The organism is Borreliella kurtenbachii (assembly GCF_030437945.2).
GTDB lineage: Bacteria > Spirochaetota > Spirochaetia > Borreliales > Borreliaceae > Borreliella > Borreliella carolinensis.
Window position 1 is genome coordinate 755,327 of the sequence record NZ_CP124058.1, and the last position, 16,764, is coordinate 772,090.

At 29.3% G+C, this 16,764-nt stretch carries 13 protein-coding genes; 7 read left to right on the forward strand and 6 right to left on the reverse strand.

Annotation, left to right across the window (positions count from 1 at the left end):
- The first annotated feature begins 118 nt into the window (after window positions 1-118).
- Genes thrS through QIA22_RS04205 form a run of 3 tightly spaced genes read left to right on the forward strand, consistent with a single transcriptional unit; the run spans window position 119 to window position 3,930 of the window.
- A complete protein-coding gene (gene thrS / locus QIA22_RS04195) occupies window positions 119-1,864 on the forward strand; it encodes a threonine--tRNA ligase (protein ID WP_301611990.1) in 1,746 nt (581 codons plus the stop codon).
- A gap of 4 nt (window positions 1,865-1,868) precedes the next feature.
- Entirely contained in the window at window positions 1,869-2,498 is a 630-nt protein-coding gene (gene pgsA, locus QIA22_RS04200; protein WP_301611992.1) for a CDP-diacylglycerol--glycerol-3-phosphate 3-phosphatidyltransferase, read from the forward strand.
- Window positions 2,485-3,930 carry a hypothetical protein gene (locus tag QIA22_RS04205; protein WP_301611994.1) on the forward strand — a complete coding sequence of 482 codons (1,446 nt, stop codon included), beginning with the start codon at window positions 2,485-2,487 and terminating at the stop codon, window positions 3,928-3,930. The genes pgsA and QIA22_RS04205 overlap by 14 nt, the downstream gene beginning before the upstream one ends.
- Here the strand turns inward: QIA22_RS04205 and cyaB are convergent.
- Window positions 3,904-4,437 carry a class IV adenylate cyclase gene (gene cyaB, locus QIA22_RS04210; RefSeq protein ID WP_301611996.1) on the reverse strand — a complete coding sequence of 178 codons (534 nt, stop codon included), beginning with the start codon at window positions 4,435-4,437 and terminating at the stop codon, window positions 3,904-3,906. The two genes, QIA22_RS04205 and cyaB, sit on opposite strands and share 27 nt — an antisense overlap.
- Before the next feature lie 92 nt (window positions 4,438-4,529).
- Here cyaB and QIA22_RS04215 point away from each other — a divergent pair, with 92 nt between their 5' ends.
- The 4 genes from QIA22_RS04215 to QIA22_RS04230 are packed head-to-tail and all read left to right on the forward strand — an operon-like array spanning window position 4,530 to window position 8,995.
- Window positions 4,530-5,852 carry a TrkH family potassium uptake protein gene (locus QIA22_RS04215; RefSeq protein ID WP_014023932.1) on the forward strand — a complete coding sequence of 441 codons (1,323 nt, stop codon included), beginning with the start codon at window positions 4,530-4,532 and terminating at the stop codon, window positions 5,850-5,852.
- 5 nt (window positions 5,853-5,857) lie between these two features.
- A complete protein-coding gene (locus QIA22_RS04220) occupies window positions 5,858-6,640 on the forward strand; it encodes a potassium channel family protein (RefSeq protein WP_014023933.1) in 783 nt (260 codons plus the stop codon).
- A gap of 9 nt (window positions 6,641-6,649) precedes the next feature.
- A complete protein-coding gene (locus tag QIA22_RS04225) occupies window positions 6,650-7,621 on the forward strand; it encodes a MinD/ParA family protein (protein WP_014023934.1) in 972 nt (323 codons plus the stop codon).
- A gap of 30 nt (window positions 7,622-7,651) precedes the next feature.
- Complete coding sequence (locus tag QIA22_RS04230; protein WP_301611998.1) at window positions 7,652-8,995, forward strand: ATP-dependent 6-phosphofructokinase; 1,344 nt, start codon at window positions 7,652-7,654, stop codon at window positions 8,993-8,995.
- A 25-nt stretch (window positions 8,996-9,020) separates the two neighbouring features.
- Here QIA22_RS04230 and QIA22_RS04235 read toward each other — a convergent pair whose 3' ends face one another.
- The 5 genes from QIA22_RS04235 to QIA22_RS04255 all read right to left on the reverse strand — a co-directional run bounded on the left by QIA22_RS04235 (window position 9,021) and on the right by QIA22_RS04255 (window position 16,618).
- On the reverse strand, window positions 9,021-10,352 hold the full coding sequence (locus tag QIA22_RS04235; RefSeq protein ID WP_301612018.1) for a CoA-disulfide reductase: 1,332 nt from the start codon (window positions 10,350-10,352) through the stop codon (window positions 9,021-9,023).
- 14 nt (window positions 10,353-10,366) lie between these two features.
- The gene (locus tag QIA22_RS04240) at window positions 10,367-11,758 is read right to left on the reverse strand and encodes an L-cystine transporter (RefSeq protein ID WP_301612020.1); all 1,392 of its coding nucleotides are present in this window, start codon (window positions 11,756-11,758) and stop codon (window positions 10,367-10,369) included.
- A gap of 63 nt (window positions 11,759-11,821) precedes the next feature.
- Entirely contained in the window at window positions 11,822-13,414 is a 1,593-nt protein-coding gene (locus tag QIA22_RS04245) for a glucose-6-phosphate isomerase (RefSeq protein ID WP_301612021.1), read from the reverse strand.
- Between the two features lie 21 nt (window positions 13,415-13,435).
- Window positions 13,436-13,837, reverse strand: a complete 402-nt coding sequence (locus tag QIA22_RS04250; RefSeq protein WP_071983638.1) for a ParB N-terminal domain-containing protein — start codon at window positions 13,835-13,837, stop codon at window positions 13,436-13,438.
- 6 nt (window positions 13,838-13,843) lie between these two features.
- The gene (locus tag QIA22_RS04255) at window positions 13,844-16,618 is read right to left on the reverse strand and encodes a penicillin-binding protein 1A (protein ID WP_301612023.1); all 2,775 of its coding nucleotides are present in this window, start codon (window positions 16,616-16,618) and stop codon (window positions 13,844-13,846) included.
- Between the last annotated feature and the right edge of the window lie 146 nt (window positions 16,619-16,764).

Sequence of the window (16,764 nt, forward strand, 5' to 3'; positions counted from 1 at the left end):
ATTTTTTTGTATATTTTAATTTAGTAATTATAAATATTTAAGGTGCGTATTTTTACGTAAGAGTGATGAATGTGAATTTTAATTTTTTAATAAAAATCGAAAGTTTAAGGGTATTGTTGTGAGCAAAGATTTAGACAAAGAAGATATTCTTTATAAAAAAAGACACTCAATAGCTCATGTTATGGCAGAGGCTGTTTGCGATTTGTTTCCAAATACTAAGATTGCAATAGGGCCCCCTATTAAAGATGGTTTTTATTATGATTTTGAATTTAAAAAGCAAATTACAGAAGATTCTCTTTTAGATATAGAAAATAGAATGAGAGAAATTTTAAAGACTGGGAGTTCTTTTGAAAAAGAGATAATAAGTGTAGAACAGGCTTTTGAAATTTTTAAAGATGAACCTTATAAGATTGATTTGATTAAAAATTTTGATTTACAAAATGAAGTTTCTATTTACAAGAGTCACAATTTTATTGATCTTTGCAGGGGACCTCATGTTGAGAATATGAATAAAATTGATCCAAAGGCATTTAAACTTACTAGTATTGCTGGAGCTTATTGGCGGGGCAGTGAAAAAAATCCAATGCTTACCAGAATTTATGGAACTTTGTGGAATAATGAAAAAGAGCTAAGATCTTATCTTAATTTGAGAGAGGAAATAAAAAAAAGAGATCATAGAAAGCTTGGAAAAGAGCTTGATTTATTTTCTATTCATGAAGAGATTGGTCCAGGGCTTGTTTTTTTTCATCCCAATGGTGCTAAAATAAGAGCTTTAATAGAAGATTTTTGGAGAGAAGAGCACTCTAAAAATGGATATGATATTCTTTTTACTCCTCATGTTGGTAAATCTTGGCTTTGGCAAACCTCTGGTCATTTAGACTTTTATAAGGATAGCATGTTTGAAAAAATAGAAATGGATAAAAGTGATTATTATCTTAAGCCCATGAATTGTCCTTTTCATATTGCAATTTACAATACAGGTAAGCATTCTTATAGGGATTTGCCATTTAGATGGGCTGAACTTGGCACTGTATATCGTTATGAAAAGATAGGCGCTTTGCATGGTATGATGAGAGCCAGAGGGTTTACTCAGGATGATGCTCATATTATATGCACTCATTCTCAAGTTTTAGATGAGATTAAAGAGGTTCTTAGGTTTGCTATTTATATGTGGAATAAATTTGGCTTTAGCAACCTAAAGGCGTATCTTTCTACAAAGCCTGACAAGTCTGTTGGAAATGATGCTGATTGGGAAATGTCTTTAAAAGTTCTTGAAGAGACTTTAAGCGACTTTAAAGTTCCTTATGAAATTGATAAGGGCGGAGGTGCTTTTTATGGGCCCAAAATTGATCTTAAGATAGTTGATTCGCTTGAGAGAGAGTGGCAGATGAGTACAATTCAATTTGATTTTAATCTCCCCGAGAGGTTTAATATGACTTATACTGCTGAGGATGGTAAAGAAAAAAGACCATTTATGATTCATCGAGCTTTGCTGGGGTCTATTGAAAGATTTTTTGGAATTCTTATAGAACACTATGGTGGAGCGTTTCCTTTATGGTTATCTCCTGTTCAAGTAGTAATCATTCCTGTTAACAATATTGTAGAAGATTATGCTATTAGGGTTTTTAATAAATTTAAAAATGAGGGGATTAGAATAAAACTTGATAATAGCTCCTCAAGAATGAATGCTAAAATTAGAGAATATCAGGCCAAAAAAATACCTTATATGTTTATAATTGGTGAGAGAGAGGCAGCAGAAGATAGGATATCTATTAGAACAAGAACAAATGAGCAAATAAATGGAATCAAACTTGATGAAGCTCTTAACTTTATCTTATTTAAAATAAGAGATAAGGAGATTTGATAAATTGAATAATTTAATCAAGGTTATTACCCCTAATAAAATAACATTAGCGAGGATTATACTTTCCTTTATCATATTAATTTTATTTTTTTTGGAAAATATATTTTTTTCGTATTTGTTTTTTGGAATTATTTGGTTTTTAATCATTTTTAATGAATTTACTGATTTTATTGATGGGTATATTGCAAGAAAATATGATCTTGTTAGCAATGTAGGTAAAATTTTAGATCCTTATGCGGATGTTTTGCAACATTTAACATATTTTGTTTTTTTCTTTTACAAAGGCATTACCCCTTATTATTTTTTTGTAATATTTATTTATCGTGAAATTTCTATTGGGTTTGTTAGAAATTTGATTATTCAGTTTAATGTAGTTCAACAAGCAAAATTTTTGGGAAAATTAAAGTCACTTTTTTATGCTGTTTGTACTTTTGCAAGCCTTTTATTTTATACTTTAAATCAACTCAACTTTACAGAACCTGTTCAAAATTTTATTAGCTACATTTTAACTTTTGAATTTAAATTTTTATTCGTTGTTCAAATGACATATGTTTGTGCTGCTTTTTTTGCAATTTTATCATTTTTAGAATATGTATTAATATTTTTGAATGTAAAAAAATATGAAAATAAATAAGACATTAATTTTGTTATTTTTATTTACAAAACTTTCTTTTATTCAAGCTCAAGTAAATCAAATATTAACAGAAATTAGTCCCTTAAGTGTTTTAAATAAAAATGGGAAAGGAAGTGTTTATTTAAAAGTCAGCAAATCTTCTGATTATATTTTAACCCTAGATAAGAGTTCAAATTCTGATTTTGTTTTTAAAATTTATGATATTTCTAATAAAAAATATATAACTGATAAAGTAAAAAGAAGGGATTTTAAAATAAGATTAGATAAAAATTCTCTTTATGCAATAATATATGTTGGCACTAAAAATGAAAGCATAAAGTTTTCGCTTACAGATTTAGATTTTTCAATTTTAAGTGGCGATTTCCTGAAAGCTAAAACATCTAAGATTGAAAAAGAAGATTTATTTTTTACTTTAAAAGATTTGCCTGTTTTAAATTTAACCGCTAAGCTTAAAAAGTATGTATTAAGGATTTATAAAAGCAATATTTATATTGCCTATCAGTTAGAAAATAGCGATGACATTAAAGTTGCTGAATTTATTGAGGATGTTGGTTGGTTTAATCTTGATTCATCTGTTAATGGAAATATTACCAATATAGTTAATTTTGATTTTTCAATTAATTCGAAAGGAAATTTATATATTGCTTTTGTTACAAAATCGGGGCCTGATTTTGCCAGTGAGCTTATAGTTAAAAAATTTAATAGTAGAAAATGGATTGATATTAGTCCTGGCCACATAGAAAATTTTGGATCTTTATTAAATATTAGCATTGATTTAAAAGATAGGCTGTATTTGGCATATTTAAGAGAAATTGGGGTGGAGTATAAAATAAATTTAATCTCAAATATGGGCTACGGAAGCATTTGGACTGATGTAATACATGCTTATTTAAGCAAAGGTGATTCTAATGTTAATTCATCAAGCATTGGGCTAATATCTGAACCTTTTTTGGGCATTTTTTATAATTATAGGTCAAATAATGAGATTAAATCTGAGTTTATTATAAACAACGAGAATACTTGGGTAAATGCAAATCTTCCTTCTGTTTATATGGCTAATTTTATTAAAGGCTTTTTTGATTCTAATTTTAATCAAATAATTATGAGTTTTGTTTCTGAAAATAGGCCTATTGTAAACATTTGTCCTTTGAAAAGTAGTAGATGGATTAATATAAGCCCTAATGTTGAAATGGAGGGTTCAAGTACTGATATTGGGCTTTATAAAAATAATTTGTTTTTAGCTTTTGAAAACAATAATAATGTAAGATTAATTTATTTTAAGAATAAAAATTGGTACTTTTTAAATAAGTTGGAGAATTTTAAAAGTGATGTTCATAGTCCTCAGATTGGAATTTATGGCAATCAAGGGATTGTAATCTCTACTTTAAGTTCTAATTCCAATGAATTATTTTTTACTTTGGTTTGCCAATGAGAGTAATTCAGAGTAAGGTCTAATTTCAAGGTTTTCTTTTAATCCAAATTGATCGATTATGCTATCAATTTCTTTTTTTGCCAAGTCTATATCATTTTGATTGTTAATTATTTTTTCTATTTCTAAAAAAAATCCAAGATTTTTTATTTCGTTTATCTCTACATTTAAATTATTAGTTTGATAAATTAAACTTTTTTTTATCTTTTTGTATAGCTTTTTAAATTTAAGCTCTTTTATAAGGATTAAAAAATTGTTAATACTATCTATTTTGAATTCTATCTCTTTATTAATTTCTATAGCATTGTTATTATCTAATATTTTTTTTTTAAATGTAACAATTTTTTCTAGAGTATTTAATTTTCTTATTCTTATAATTTTTTTTTGGTTTGAGTAATAGATATCAGTTTTTATTTCTTCTTTAATAAATTTAAATTTTTTATTTGCTAGCTTAATAATTCTTTTTAACTCTTTTGGAGGAATAAATGCTTTTGATTCTATTTCAAACATATATTAAAAATAATGTAATTATGATAATATTTCAATGTTAAAATATTATGCTATGATAGATTTTTAATAATTTAAACAACTTTTTGTATTATATGTTGAAATTTGAATTTAGCGACAGGTTTTTACTTTTTAGTTATTTTGTTTTAATTATGTTTATAGGCTCTCTTTTGTTGATGTTGCCTATTTCCTGGCAAGGGGATGGTAAATTGGCATACATTGATGCTCTTTTTACTGCTGTTTCTGCTGTAAGCATTACAGGCCTTATAACGGTTAAAATGGAAGGTTTTTCTACTTTTGGATTTATTTTGATAATGTTGCTAATCCAGCTTGGGGGACTTGGATTTATAAGTATTACTACTTTTTATTTGCTTATACCTAAGAAGAAAATGAATTTAACAGATGCAAGAATAATAAAACAGTATTCCCTTTCAAATATAGAATATAATCCTATTAGAATTTTAAAAAGCATATTATTTATAACTTTTTCAATTGAAATGATCGGTTTAATATTAATACTTATTTTTTTTAAACTTAGGGGAGTTAATATTTCATTCTTAGAGGCTTTATTTACGACAATATCTGCTTTTTGTAATGCAGGTTTTTCCATGCACTCTGAGAGTATTTATGCATGGCGAGATGTTCCTGAAGCTATAGTTGTGGTTTCTATTTTAATAATTTGTGGTGGTCTTGGGTTTATGGTTTATAGAGATGTAAAGAATACTATTAAGAACAAAAAAAAACTATCGCTTCACGCCAAAATAGTTTTTTCTTTAAGTTTTTTTTTAATTGTAATTGGCGCAATTTTATTTTTTTTTACAGAGATGCATAAATTAAAAGCTGGTTATTCAATGAGTACTCTAATATTTAATTCAATTTTTTATTCGATTAGTACTAGAACAGCTGGTTTTAATTATCTTGATAATTCTTTAATAAGTGGAAGAACCCAAATAATTTCTCTACCATTCATGTTTATTGGTGGTGCGCCCGGATCAACTGCAGGAGGAATTAAGATCACAACATTTTTTTTAATTGTATTAGCTGTTGTTAAAAATCAAAATGGCAATGGATATATTATTGGGTCTTACAAAGTTTCAATAGATAGCATAAGATTTGCACTTTTATTTTTTGCAAGAGCTATTTTTATTTTAAGTTTTTCCTTTTTTATGTTGCTTTTTTTTGAGGGAGGATCTGGCAAATGGAAAGTTATTGATTTGGGTTATGAAGTATTTTCTGCTTTTGGAACGGTTGGTCTTTCAGTTGGAGTAACTCAGGATTTGTCATTTTTGGGGAAAGTCATTATAATTTTTACTATGTTTGCAGGACGAATAGGGCTTTTTTCAATGGCTGTTTTTGTTTCAAGAAAATCACGTTTTGAAGAATTTACAAGGCCAAGGCAAGATATTTTGGTTGGTTGAAGCATATGAAAACATTTGTTATTATTGGACTTAGTAATTTAGGAATTCACTTGCTTGAAGATTTAAGCAGGCTTGATTGTCAAATTATTATTATAGATACATCTAAAGAGCTTATTGAAGAATATGACGTGATATCTACAGAAAGCTTTGTTGTTGAGCAATTTACTAAAAATGCTTTAAAAAAAATAATTCCAGTAGATACAGACGCTGTTGTTATTGACTTTGATGATGATCTTGGCAAAAGTGCCCTTGTTACTCACTATTGCAATCTTTTAGGTTTGAAAGAAATATGTGTTAAGACAGAAAATAGGGATGATGCTGAAATATTAAAAACTCTTGGTGCAACAAAAATTATATTTCCAAGTAAAGATGCTGCAAGAAGATTAACTCCATTATTAGTATCTCCAAATCTTTCAACTTATAATATTATTGGGTATGATATTATTGTTGCTGAAACTGTTATCCCTAAAGAATATGTTGGCAAAACTCTTTTTGAAGCCGATTTGAGAAGAGAATGTGGGATTACAGTTATTGCTGTTAGAAATTTAAGTAATTCTAGGTATGAATTTGTTGATGGCGATTATTTTTTTTTAAAAGATGATAAAATTGTAATTTGTGGAAAGCCAGATAGTATTGAAAATTTTACAAACAATAAAGATTTAATTAAAGATTTAATCTCAGGCTCTAAAGAGGATGAAAATTTAAATAAAGATGCTGAGAAGAAATCGAGATTTTTAGGGATTTTTAATTTTATGAAAATTTTTAAAAAAGATCATAAGGATAATTAGGGTTTAAGAATGACTAAAATTATTCCTGTAGCAAGTGGCAAAGGTGGTGTTGGAAAAACATCTTTTGTTGCAAATGTTGGTTATAAGCTTTCTAGTTTGGGTAAAACCGTAATACTTGTTGACCTTGATCTTGGTGGCTCTAATCTACATACGTGTTTGGGAGTTAAAAATAAGGGTGTGGGCATTGGTTCTTTTATTAATAAAAAGAATAAAAGTTTTTCAGATTTAGTATGCAAAACATCTTATGATAAACTTTACCTTATTCCAGGTGATGCTCTTTATACAGGAACAGCCAATCTTCCTTTTTCTATTAAGAAAAAGATTATAGAATCCATTCAAAAAGATCTTATTGCCGATTTTATTTTTTTAGATTTAGGATCTGGAACTTCTTATAATACAATAGATTTCTATTTGGCATCTTATAGCGGTGTAATTGTTACAATCCCGGAAACTCCTTCCATACTTAATGCTTATTCTTTTTTAAAGAATGCCCTTTATCGTCTTTTATATTTAGGATTTCCGCAAAAAAGTCCTGAAAGAGATTATATTGGTAATTTTTTTAAAGATAAGATTGAAGGGACAAACCTTGGATTTAAAGATTTGGTTGTTGGGATTGAGCTTATTTCTTTGAGTTCTTCTTTGAAAGTTAAGAGGATGATGAATAATTTTTATCCTAGAGTGGTGTTAAATAGAATAGAAACTAGCGAAGAGATTGCTATGTGTGAAAATTTGATTAATGTTGTTAAGAACAATATTAATATACCAATAGAGTTTATAGGCTTTGTACCTTTTGCAAAAAGTTTTAGAGAGGCTATTAATAATAGAGTGCCATTTATTGATTTTGAGAAAAGTTCAAAATTGAATAAATATTTTGAATTCATAGCTGGCAATTTAATTAAATCTCCTATTGAAGGGTCTCCTTATATTTACGATGACATATACGATATGATTAAAGATCAAAGTCGATTTATTAGAAAATAATTAAGTTATAATTCTATAAAGGAGTATTTGGTGTATAGAATTAAAAATGAAAATTTGGATTTTAAAATAGATAGTTTAGGAGAATGCAAGCAAAACAATCCTTTGATTGATTTTTATGCTAGTGAGGGTTCTTCACATTTTGTTAATGAAAAAAATAAAATCAAGTTTAGTGTATATAGGAATGAAGATGAGGGAGATAGGTATGAAGATGTTCTTTTAGAAAAAGCCGGACCTAGAGAAAAAATTTATTTTGTGCCCAGGCATGTTAAAGCTGCTATTACTACTTGTGGTGGGCTTTGTCCCGGCTTTAATGATGTTATTCGTTCTATTGTGCGGACTTTATGGAAAATTTATGGAGTTCGAAATATTTATGGAGTAAAATTTGGATATCAAGGGCTTCTTCCTGAGTCAAATTCACCTTTTATTAATCTTAATCCAGATGTTGTTGATGATATTAATAAATTTGGAGGCACTATTCTTGGCTCTTCAAGGGGTGGTATTAAACCCGTGGAAATAGTTGATACTTTAGAGAGAATGAACATTAATATGATTTTTAACATTGGTGGGGATGGTACTCAAAAGGGATCTCTTCTTATTGCCGAAGAGATAGAAAAAAGAAATTTAAAAATAGCAGTTGTAGGCATTCCTAAAACTGTAGACAATGATTTTATGTTTGTTCAAAAATCTTTTGGATTTGAGACCGCTGTAGAACAAGCTGTTGCAGCTGTTGCTGGCGCTCATTTTGAAGCTAATAGTGCTTATAATGGTATTGGACTTGTTAAGGTTATGGGACGAGATTCTGGTTTTATTGCCGCTCATACTGCGCTTTCTTCTAATGATGTTAATTTTTGTTTAATTCCGGAGCTTGATTTTGATATAGAAGGTCCTAATGGATTTCTTGTTCATCTTGAAAGACGACTTTTAGAAAAAGAAAGCTTAGAAGAGATTCCTCATGCAGTAATATTGATAGCAGAAGGAGCAGGTCAAAAATATTTTGCCCATTTTCCTAAAAAGAAAGACGATTCTGGGAATTTGCTTTATGAGGATATTGGGCTTTATATTAAAGATAAAATTACAGAATATTTTAAATCAAAAAACATACAATTTACTCTTAAATACATTGATCCTAGCTATATTATTAGAAGTTCACCTGCTAATGCTAGTGATTCGCTTTATTGTGCTAGGCTTGGGTCGAATGCTGTGCATGCTGCAATGTCTGGTAAAACAAAAATGTTGATTAGTTTGTGGAGTACGAAATTTGTGCACATACCGATTAAGATGGCAGTAATTGACAGAAATAAGGTTAATCCAAATGGTTCTTTTTGGAGAGACGTTCTTTCAAGCACAGGGCAACCAATTAGCATGAAGAATTAAATTAATTAAATCAATTTAATTCTTTCTATTTGGCAGCATTTCCAGCAATGTTTAATATATCCCAAGTTCTTGAGAAGGGTGGAGAATATGAGAAATCCATCATCCCCAACTCATTTGTTGTAAGTTTTGAATAGATTGCAATTGCTAAGGCATGAATTCTTATTACGGCTCCATTTTTTCCTATTGCTTGTGCTCCAAGTATTATTTTAGTATTTTCCTCATAAATTAATTTAATATAAAGATCTTCTTGGCCGGGATAATAATTTGTATGATTTTTATCCTTTACAAAAATCGTTTTATAGTTTATTTGAAGCTTTTTTGCATCTTTTTCTGTAAGCCCTGTTCTTGCAGCTTCTAAAGATAGTACTTTAATTGAAGCTGAGCCCAATGTGCCTTTAAATGCTATGCGATTGCCAGCTAAATTTTCACCAATTATTCTTCCAAGTTTGTTGGCTGTTGTTGCTAGGGGTATGTATTCATTTTTTTTACTTACTATATTATAAATGGTTGCGCAATCTCCTGCAGAAAAAATATTTTTTATGCTAGTTTCGCCATACTCATTTACAATTATTGCCCCATTTTCAGTAGTTTTAAGCTGATTTTCTAAAAATTCAGTAACAGGTTTTATTCCAGTAGCAAGTATAACAGCGTCAGCTTGATAAGTATTTTTGTTTGTTACCACCCCTTCTACCTTTTTTTCTCCTATTAAACTTTTTACAAACTCATTTGTGTGAAGATTAACCCCTTTTTTTATTAGTTCTTCTTCCATTATTGTAACTATTTCTTCGTCAAAGGAATCTATGAGTATGTGTTTGTCTAGTTGAATTAATCTTATATTTTTTCTTTTATTTTTTGCTGCTTCTACCATTTCAATTCCAATGTATCCAGCACCAATTATTACTATATTTTTAATCTCTTCTTTGTCCATTAAATTTTTTATTTTTTGACCGTCTTCTAAATTTCTCAGTGTATGAAAATTTTTTAGATTGATATTATTGATTGGTGGGATAATAGGTTTTGCACCAGTTGCTATCATAAGTTGGTCGTAAGTATTGTTAAAAATGCTTCCCGTTTTTTGATTTTTTATTACAATTATATTGTTTTTTGCATCTACTTTGATAACTTCATGGTTAGTTTTAACAGAGACTCCAGTTTTTTCGAATTCTTCCTTTGTTCTTGAGATCATTGTATTTGGATTGTCAAAAAATCCTCCTACAAAGTAGGGCAGGCCACAGGTTCCAAAAGATACAATATTTGTTTTTTCATAGACAGTAATGTCTAGCTTTTTGTTTAAGCGGTTTGCTTTAGCTGCGGCACTAGTTCCTGCTGATGTGCCTCCAATAATTATTATTTTCATCATTGTTTTCCTGTTTATTTGTTTACAAGCTCTTTTTGGTTGTATATATTGTGGTTTAATTGTTTAAGTTGTTTGGCAGATATAACGCCTGCAAGCATTGAACCGCCCACATTAACAGCTGTTCTTCCCATGTCAATTAAAGGTTCAACAGATATTACAAGTCCTACTAATCCCACTGGAAAGTTCATTGCTGAGAGTACCATTAATGAAGCTGTTGTTGCACCTCCGCCAGCGCCAGCAGATCCAAATGAAGTTATTATTATTAGTCCAAGAAGTGTGAGTATAAATGAAATATCTGTAGGGTTTATTCCTTGAGTTGGCGCTATCATTATTGCAAGCATAGCGGGGTGGATTGCTGCACAACCATTTTGCCCAATTGATGTTCCAAAGGAGCTTGATAAATTTGCTATTCCTTCGCTTACTCCCAGGGTTTTAGTTTGAATTTCTACATTAATAGGTATAGTTGCGGCACTAGATCTAGATATGAATGCAAATGTTAGTGCTGGAGATATTTTTTTTATAAAAGTAATTGGGTTTAATTTGTTTATTGCAATTAATGTCATATGCATAAGAAATGTGAGCCCTATGGCAATGTATGAAGCAATTACAAATTCCCCAAGCTTTATTATGCTTTTGATTTCGCTGGTTGCTGTAATTTTTGTCATTAAAGCTAATATAGCATAGGGTGTTAGTTTTAAAATTAGAGTTACTATTCCTAATATTATGTCTTGAAGAGTTAATATGATTTTTTTAAAAAATTCTATTGATTCTGGTTTTTTAACAGATGTTTTAAGAGCGGCTATTCCTATGATGGCTGAGAATATCACAACTCCGATTGTTGAGTTTTTTCTAAGTCCTGCTAAATCCTCAAATACATTTTGTGGAATAAGCTCTGTGATTTTTTTTGTGATTGGTGTTTGATTTAATATTTCAAGACCTTTTTGCAATTTTTCGCTTTGTAAAATTTCTCTGGTTCCTACTTGTAGTCCTTCAGCTGTTAACCCAAATATTAAAGCAGTGAAAATGCCAATTATGGCAGCAATACCTGCTGTAAATACCAGTGTTAATATTACAAACAAGCTCATTCTTCCAACATCTTTACTGTTGGTTAATTTTATTATTGCAGATATTATTGATGTTATTATTAAGGGGATTATAACCATTTTAAGAAGCCTTACGTATCCATCACCCACAATATTTATCCAATTGATAGTTTCGTTTGTTATAGATGAATTTGTGCCATAAAAATATTGGATAGTCATTCCAAATGCTATTCCTATTGCTAATGATATAAACACTCTTTTTGTAAAAGAGACATTTTTCCTTTTACAAAAATAAACAATGCTTATTAGAATAAGCATTATTATAATATTAATTAATGTATATAATATACTTACCTTATCCATTCTTGCCTCTTGTATAAGCTTAGTGCATTCTTTTTAAACTTTAAGATATATATTTAAAATTAATTAATGTTGTTTTAAAATTTTTTTAGAATAAGATTCTATTATTTCATCTTCAAAAGTGTCGTTTTTTAAAATTTGATTTGCAATAATTTTCCCCAGCTGAACTCCTTCTTGGTCGAATGAGTTTATATTTAATAAAAATCCCTCAAACATTACTTTATTCTCGTAATGGGAGAGTATTGCTCCTATTGCATAAGGTGTTAATTCTTTTGAATATATTAGTGCAGAAGGCCTCTCGCCTTTAAAATTTTTATTTTTGTTATCATTTCCTTTGCCCTTTGAAAATGCTATTATTTGAGCTATTAAATTTGCTTTTAATTTGTCATTGCTTGAACTATTATCAGATATTACATCTTCTTTAAGTTGTGTCTCATTAAAACCTATGAAATCCATTGGAACTATATCTGTTCCTTGATGAAGCATTTGAAAGAATGAGTGTTGAACGTCTGTCCCAATGCCTCCCCAAATTATTCTTACGGTTTTATAGTTTATTGTTTCGTTAAACCTGTTTACACTTTTTCCATTACTTTCCATTTCAAGTTGTTGTAAGTGAAGATAAAAATTTTCCATTGCTTTAGAATAAGCAATGATGCAGTTGCTGCTGTAGTTTAGAACATTTCTTTCATATATGCTAATTAGTGCTGCTAAGAGAGTTGCGTTGTCTTTTACGTTTTTGTTTAATGATTTTTTGTCAGCCCTATTGGCTCCTTTTATAATTTCTTTTACAATTTTTTCTGTGAAACAAAGAGTAAGTAGCGTAAGTCCAACTGCTGATGTTGGAGAAAATCTTCCACCTATTGAATCATGCATGAAGAAATATTCAAGATATCCTTTTTCTTCTAGTGCCAACATACTATCTTTTAATGTTATAATAACTATTTGTTTTTTATATTCTTTTATGCCATTTGATATTAATTTGTTTATTAAGAATTGCATATTAGCTTTGGTTTCTAATGTATTTCCACTTTTTGAGACAATAATAAAAAGCGTTTCATCAACATTAATACTGCTTAATACTTCTTCTGATTCGTCTGGATCAATGTTTGAAATAAAATACCCATTCATTAAGGCCAGATTGTGTTTTTTTGCATAATTTTTTAATGCGCTATAAAGAGCTTTTGGCCCTAGGCTGGATCCACCAATTCCTATTTGAACTACATTTTTAAACTTTTTACCATTTGCACTTTTAATATTCCCAGAATGGATTTGATTTGCAAAATTATATATTTTTTCAAGTTCTGATTGGAAGAACTCTCTCATGTTTTCTTTATTATCTTCTATTATGTCTTTGCCAATTTGTCCTCTTGTAAGGTGATGAAGAACTTTTCTATTTTCACTAATATTAACCTTTCCCCCATCAAGCACTTCTTTGTATTTTTCTATTAAATTTGCTTCATCGCTTAAATTTTGAAAAATTTTAAGGTGGTTATCATTGATTTGCTTTGAAGCATAGTTATAATGTACACTATCTCCTTCTATTGTAATGTCGTATTCTTTTATTCTTTTTCCAGTTAATGCCGTTTTGAGCACTTCTGGAGCAATCCCTTCAAGGATTTTAAAATTTTCAAGTTCATTAAGATTTTTGTAATTTAACATAAACACACCTCTTTGTATGGTTTAAATTTTTCTGTTTTTTCTTTTACACATGTTTTTAATTTTTAAGATAATAAATTTAAGGAATCTTATTATTATATTGCTTTCAGAATAAATTTTTAAGTAAGCTTCTCCCTCGTTTGCCTCACTTCTTGTAAATGATTTTCTAACATTATTCTCATCAAGTTCAATTTCAAGTAAAGTTTTTTTGTTCTCAATTGAGATTACCTTTACTTCAACTTCTTTATAACCTATTTCTTTTAAAGCTTGATATCTTCTAAGCCCTGCTATCAAGTTTTTATTTTTATCTATTATTATTGGATAAATTAATCCATGTTTTATAATACTGTTTTTAAGAGTTTCAATGTCTCCTAGATTTTTTCTAATTCTTTTTTTTATTTTTATTTGATCGATATCTATTAACATATTGTTTTAATCCAATTGGATATCTTCTCCGTTGACGTCTTTATTGTTAATTTTCTCATTTTCATTATTGTTTGAATTTAATTCTTTTGTGTTTTGTGCTTCTGTATTTGTTTCATTAACAATTCCCTCGTCTTTAATTTCTTTGGTGTTTTCTCTAAGCATTTCCCGGTTATTATTATTGTTTAGATCTTGTTGTGAGTTTTCATTTTTTATTTCATTTAAGGGTTCTTTAATGTTCATTTCTATTTCATTTTCATTTTTATTTTCTTCATTATTATTAATGCTTTCAAGGTTATTAATATCAGTATCATTATTATTGTTGTTATTAATGCTTTCAAGATTATTATCAAGATATTCAAATTCAGGAGTATCAAAATTTATTTCATCGTTATTATTAATCTCATCAATTCCATATATGTTAAATTCTATTGTATTTTTAAATTCTAGTTTATTTTCATAATATTTTGATTTTTCGACTGGCTGGGTGCCGGAAATAAATAGTTCATTTATTATTTTTTCATCAGCAATTTCTTCTGGTAGTAGACCTGTTTCTGCTTGTACGGGGACACTAATTATTCCTGCAGGTTTTATAAAAACTTTTTTGGGTAAGTTTTTATGATATTCTGCCATAAATTCTCCCCAACTAGGTCCTGCTAATCCTGTTCCTGTCCCAGATATTCCCAGTGAATATCCTTTCTTATCAAATCCAACCCAAAACGCTGTTGTTATATAAGGAGAGTATCCTATTGCCCATCCGTCTGCCCAATTTTGTGTTGTTCCTGATTTTCCAGCAATGTCAGATTTAAAATTTTTGAGATTTGTATATCTTTGATTTGCCAAGGTTCCGTATTGAATTGTTGATTTCATCATATCTGTGATGATATAAGCAGTTTGAGGAGATACTATTTGAGTTTGATGTTCTTTGCTTTTTATTTTAGCCAATATGCTTGCTTCTTCATTTGTTATTATTCTTCCAGCTCTGTCTTCAATATATCTTATTCCATAAGGTTCGATTTCGTTACCATTATTTCCTAAAATTGCAAAGGCTCTTGCCATTTGGATTGGAGAAACCGATATTACACCCAGTGCTAGTGGATAAACTTTTGGAAACGTTTTTTCTATTTCTTTTGGATCTGTTATTCCTAATAGTTTTGAGGAGTAGCTAATTGCAGAGTCAAAACCTAACTTGTCTAATATTCTTAATGCTGGAATATTTAAGGACAAAGCTAGTGCTTGGCGTGTTAAAACGTTGCCCCTCCATTTGCCACCATAATTTCCCGGAGCATAAACTTCTCCACCTTTATTTAGAAATGCTACCGGAGAGTCTGAAAACATTGTAGCAGCTGTTATTTTTTTTAGATCAATTGCGGCTGCAAAATATAATGCTTTGAATGCACTTCCAGGCTGGACTTTTGCTTGTGTGGCTCGATTAAATTCATTGTCTTTAGTATGTCCACTTCCCCCAACCATGGCTCTTATTGCTCCGCTTGTTGTATCTATTGCTATCATTGCTCCTTCAGGCTGTGCAATGAGTTTTGGTGTTAATTTATTTTTAATAATATACTCTTTTGTTGCCTTATCTATTTTATCAATTCCAAGTATAGCTCCAAAACTTGCAATTAGATCGATATTGTCTTCGTAAAATTTTCTTTTTCTCAGTTTTTTGTATTGCCTTCCATTTATTCTTAAATTTTTAATTCCCAATAAATCTGATATTGCATCTACTACAGGGACAATTTCTGAATTAATAATTATTGTTTCAGATGATCTGTTTAAATTGTGCATTGTTCTTGCTTTATTAATCATATCATTTGTAACTTTATCTGCATATTTTTGTGCCTCAAGGTCAAGAGTTGAATATATTGAATATCCATCTTTATATATGTTTGCACCATCTGGTAAATATTTTAGTATTTTTTGCCTTATATATTCAGAGAAATAAGGAGCTTGGTCTTTTTTGTTTGAAATTGCAGATGTGTCAGCCATTCTGGTCCAATCGTAGTTTTGCCAGTATTCATTAAATTCTTTTTCAGCAATTTCAGCTTTGACTATCCCATTTGATACAACTTGGTTTAAAACTGCGCGTTGTATTTTTTTTGAAAATTCTGGATTGTAAAGAGGTGAATAAAGTTTTGCATTTGGAAGCTGGATTATCATCATCACAGATTCTGCTGTATTTATTTTATTTACACTTTTGCCAAAAAAGAATTTTGATGCTGCAACTATTCCATAGTTTCCATTTCCGAAATAAACCTTATTAAGGTACTTTTCTAGTATTTCGTATTTTGAGAGTTTTTTTTCAAGTTGGATTGCCCACCAGATTTCATGTAATTTCCTTAAAATAGATCTTCTTGCTTGATTTGTGTAGAGAAGCTTTGCAAGTTGTTGGGTTAATGTACTTCCGCCTGAAAAATATCTGCCAAGAACAATATTAAATGCGGCCCTAAATATTCCTATCAAGGAAAAACCTCGATGAGAAAAAAAACCAATATCTTCTCGTATTAAAAGTGTATTAATTAAATTGTCAGGCATTTTCCTTAAGGGCATTAATTCTCTATTCTCATCAGATATAAATTGAGTTATTTGTTTCCCATTAATATCTAAAAGCCTTGAAGGAACTGCTGGATTTATATATCCAAAATTTTTATCTTTTTGTATGTTTATAGTCTTAGATATTGCTAATGAGAGTGTGATAATAGAAAAGCTAACTGCGAAATATGTTAAATAAATAAGCAGCTTGTGTGTATTTATTTTTTTCAAATTGGGGCTATTTAATCTCATACTTTTTACTAAAGTATACTATAAGTACGTAAGAATTAATAATGTTATAGGTTGATTGTTATAGTGTAAAATTATTGTTATAATTTTACACTATGTAAAAAGCATTTTTAAGTTTTGTTAATTAAATAGATGTTGTAGGTGGGGGG

Coding starts and splice junctions, on each gene's coding strand:
- QIA22_RS04215 (WP_014023932.1), top strand. CDS start 4,530: ATGTTGAAATTTGAATTTAGCGACAGGTTTTTACTTTTTAGTTATTTT.
- QIA22_RS04250 (WP_071983638.1), bottom strand. CDS start 13,837: ATGTTAATAGATATCGATCAAATAAAAATAAAAAAAAGAATTAGAAAA.
- QIA22_RS04240 (WP_301612020.1), bottom strand. CDS start 11,758: ATGGATAAGGTAAGTATATTATATACATTAATTAATATTATAATAATG.
- QIA22_RS04245 (WP_301612021.1), bottom strand. CDS start 13,414: ATGTTAAATTACAAAAATCTTAATGAACTTGAAAATTTTAAAATCCTT.
- QIA22_RS04225 (WP_014023934.1), top strand. CDS start 6,650: ATGACTAAAATTATTCCTGTAGCAAGTGGCAAAGGTGGTGTTGGAAAA.
- cyaB (WP_301611996.1), bottom strand. CDS start 4,437: ATGTTTGAAATAGAATCAAAAGCATTTATTCCTCCAAAAGAGTTAAAA.
- QIA22_RS04235 (WP_301612018.1), bottom strand. CDS start 10,352: ATGAAAATAATAATTATTGGAGGCACATCAGCAGGAACTAGTGCCGCA.
- QIA22_RS04205 (WP_301611994.1), top strand. CDS start 2,485: ATGAAAATAAATAAGACATTAATTTTGTTATTTTTATTTACAAAACTT.
- QIA22_RS04220 (WP_014023933.1), top strand. CDS start 5,858: ATGAAAACATTTGTTATTATTGGACTTAGTAATTTAGGAATTCACTTG.
- QIA22_RS04255 (WP_301612023.1), bottom strand. CDS start 16,618: ATGAGATTAAATAGCCCCAATTTGAAAAAAATAAATACACACAAGCTG.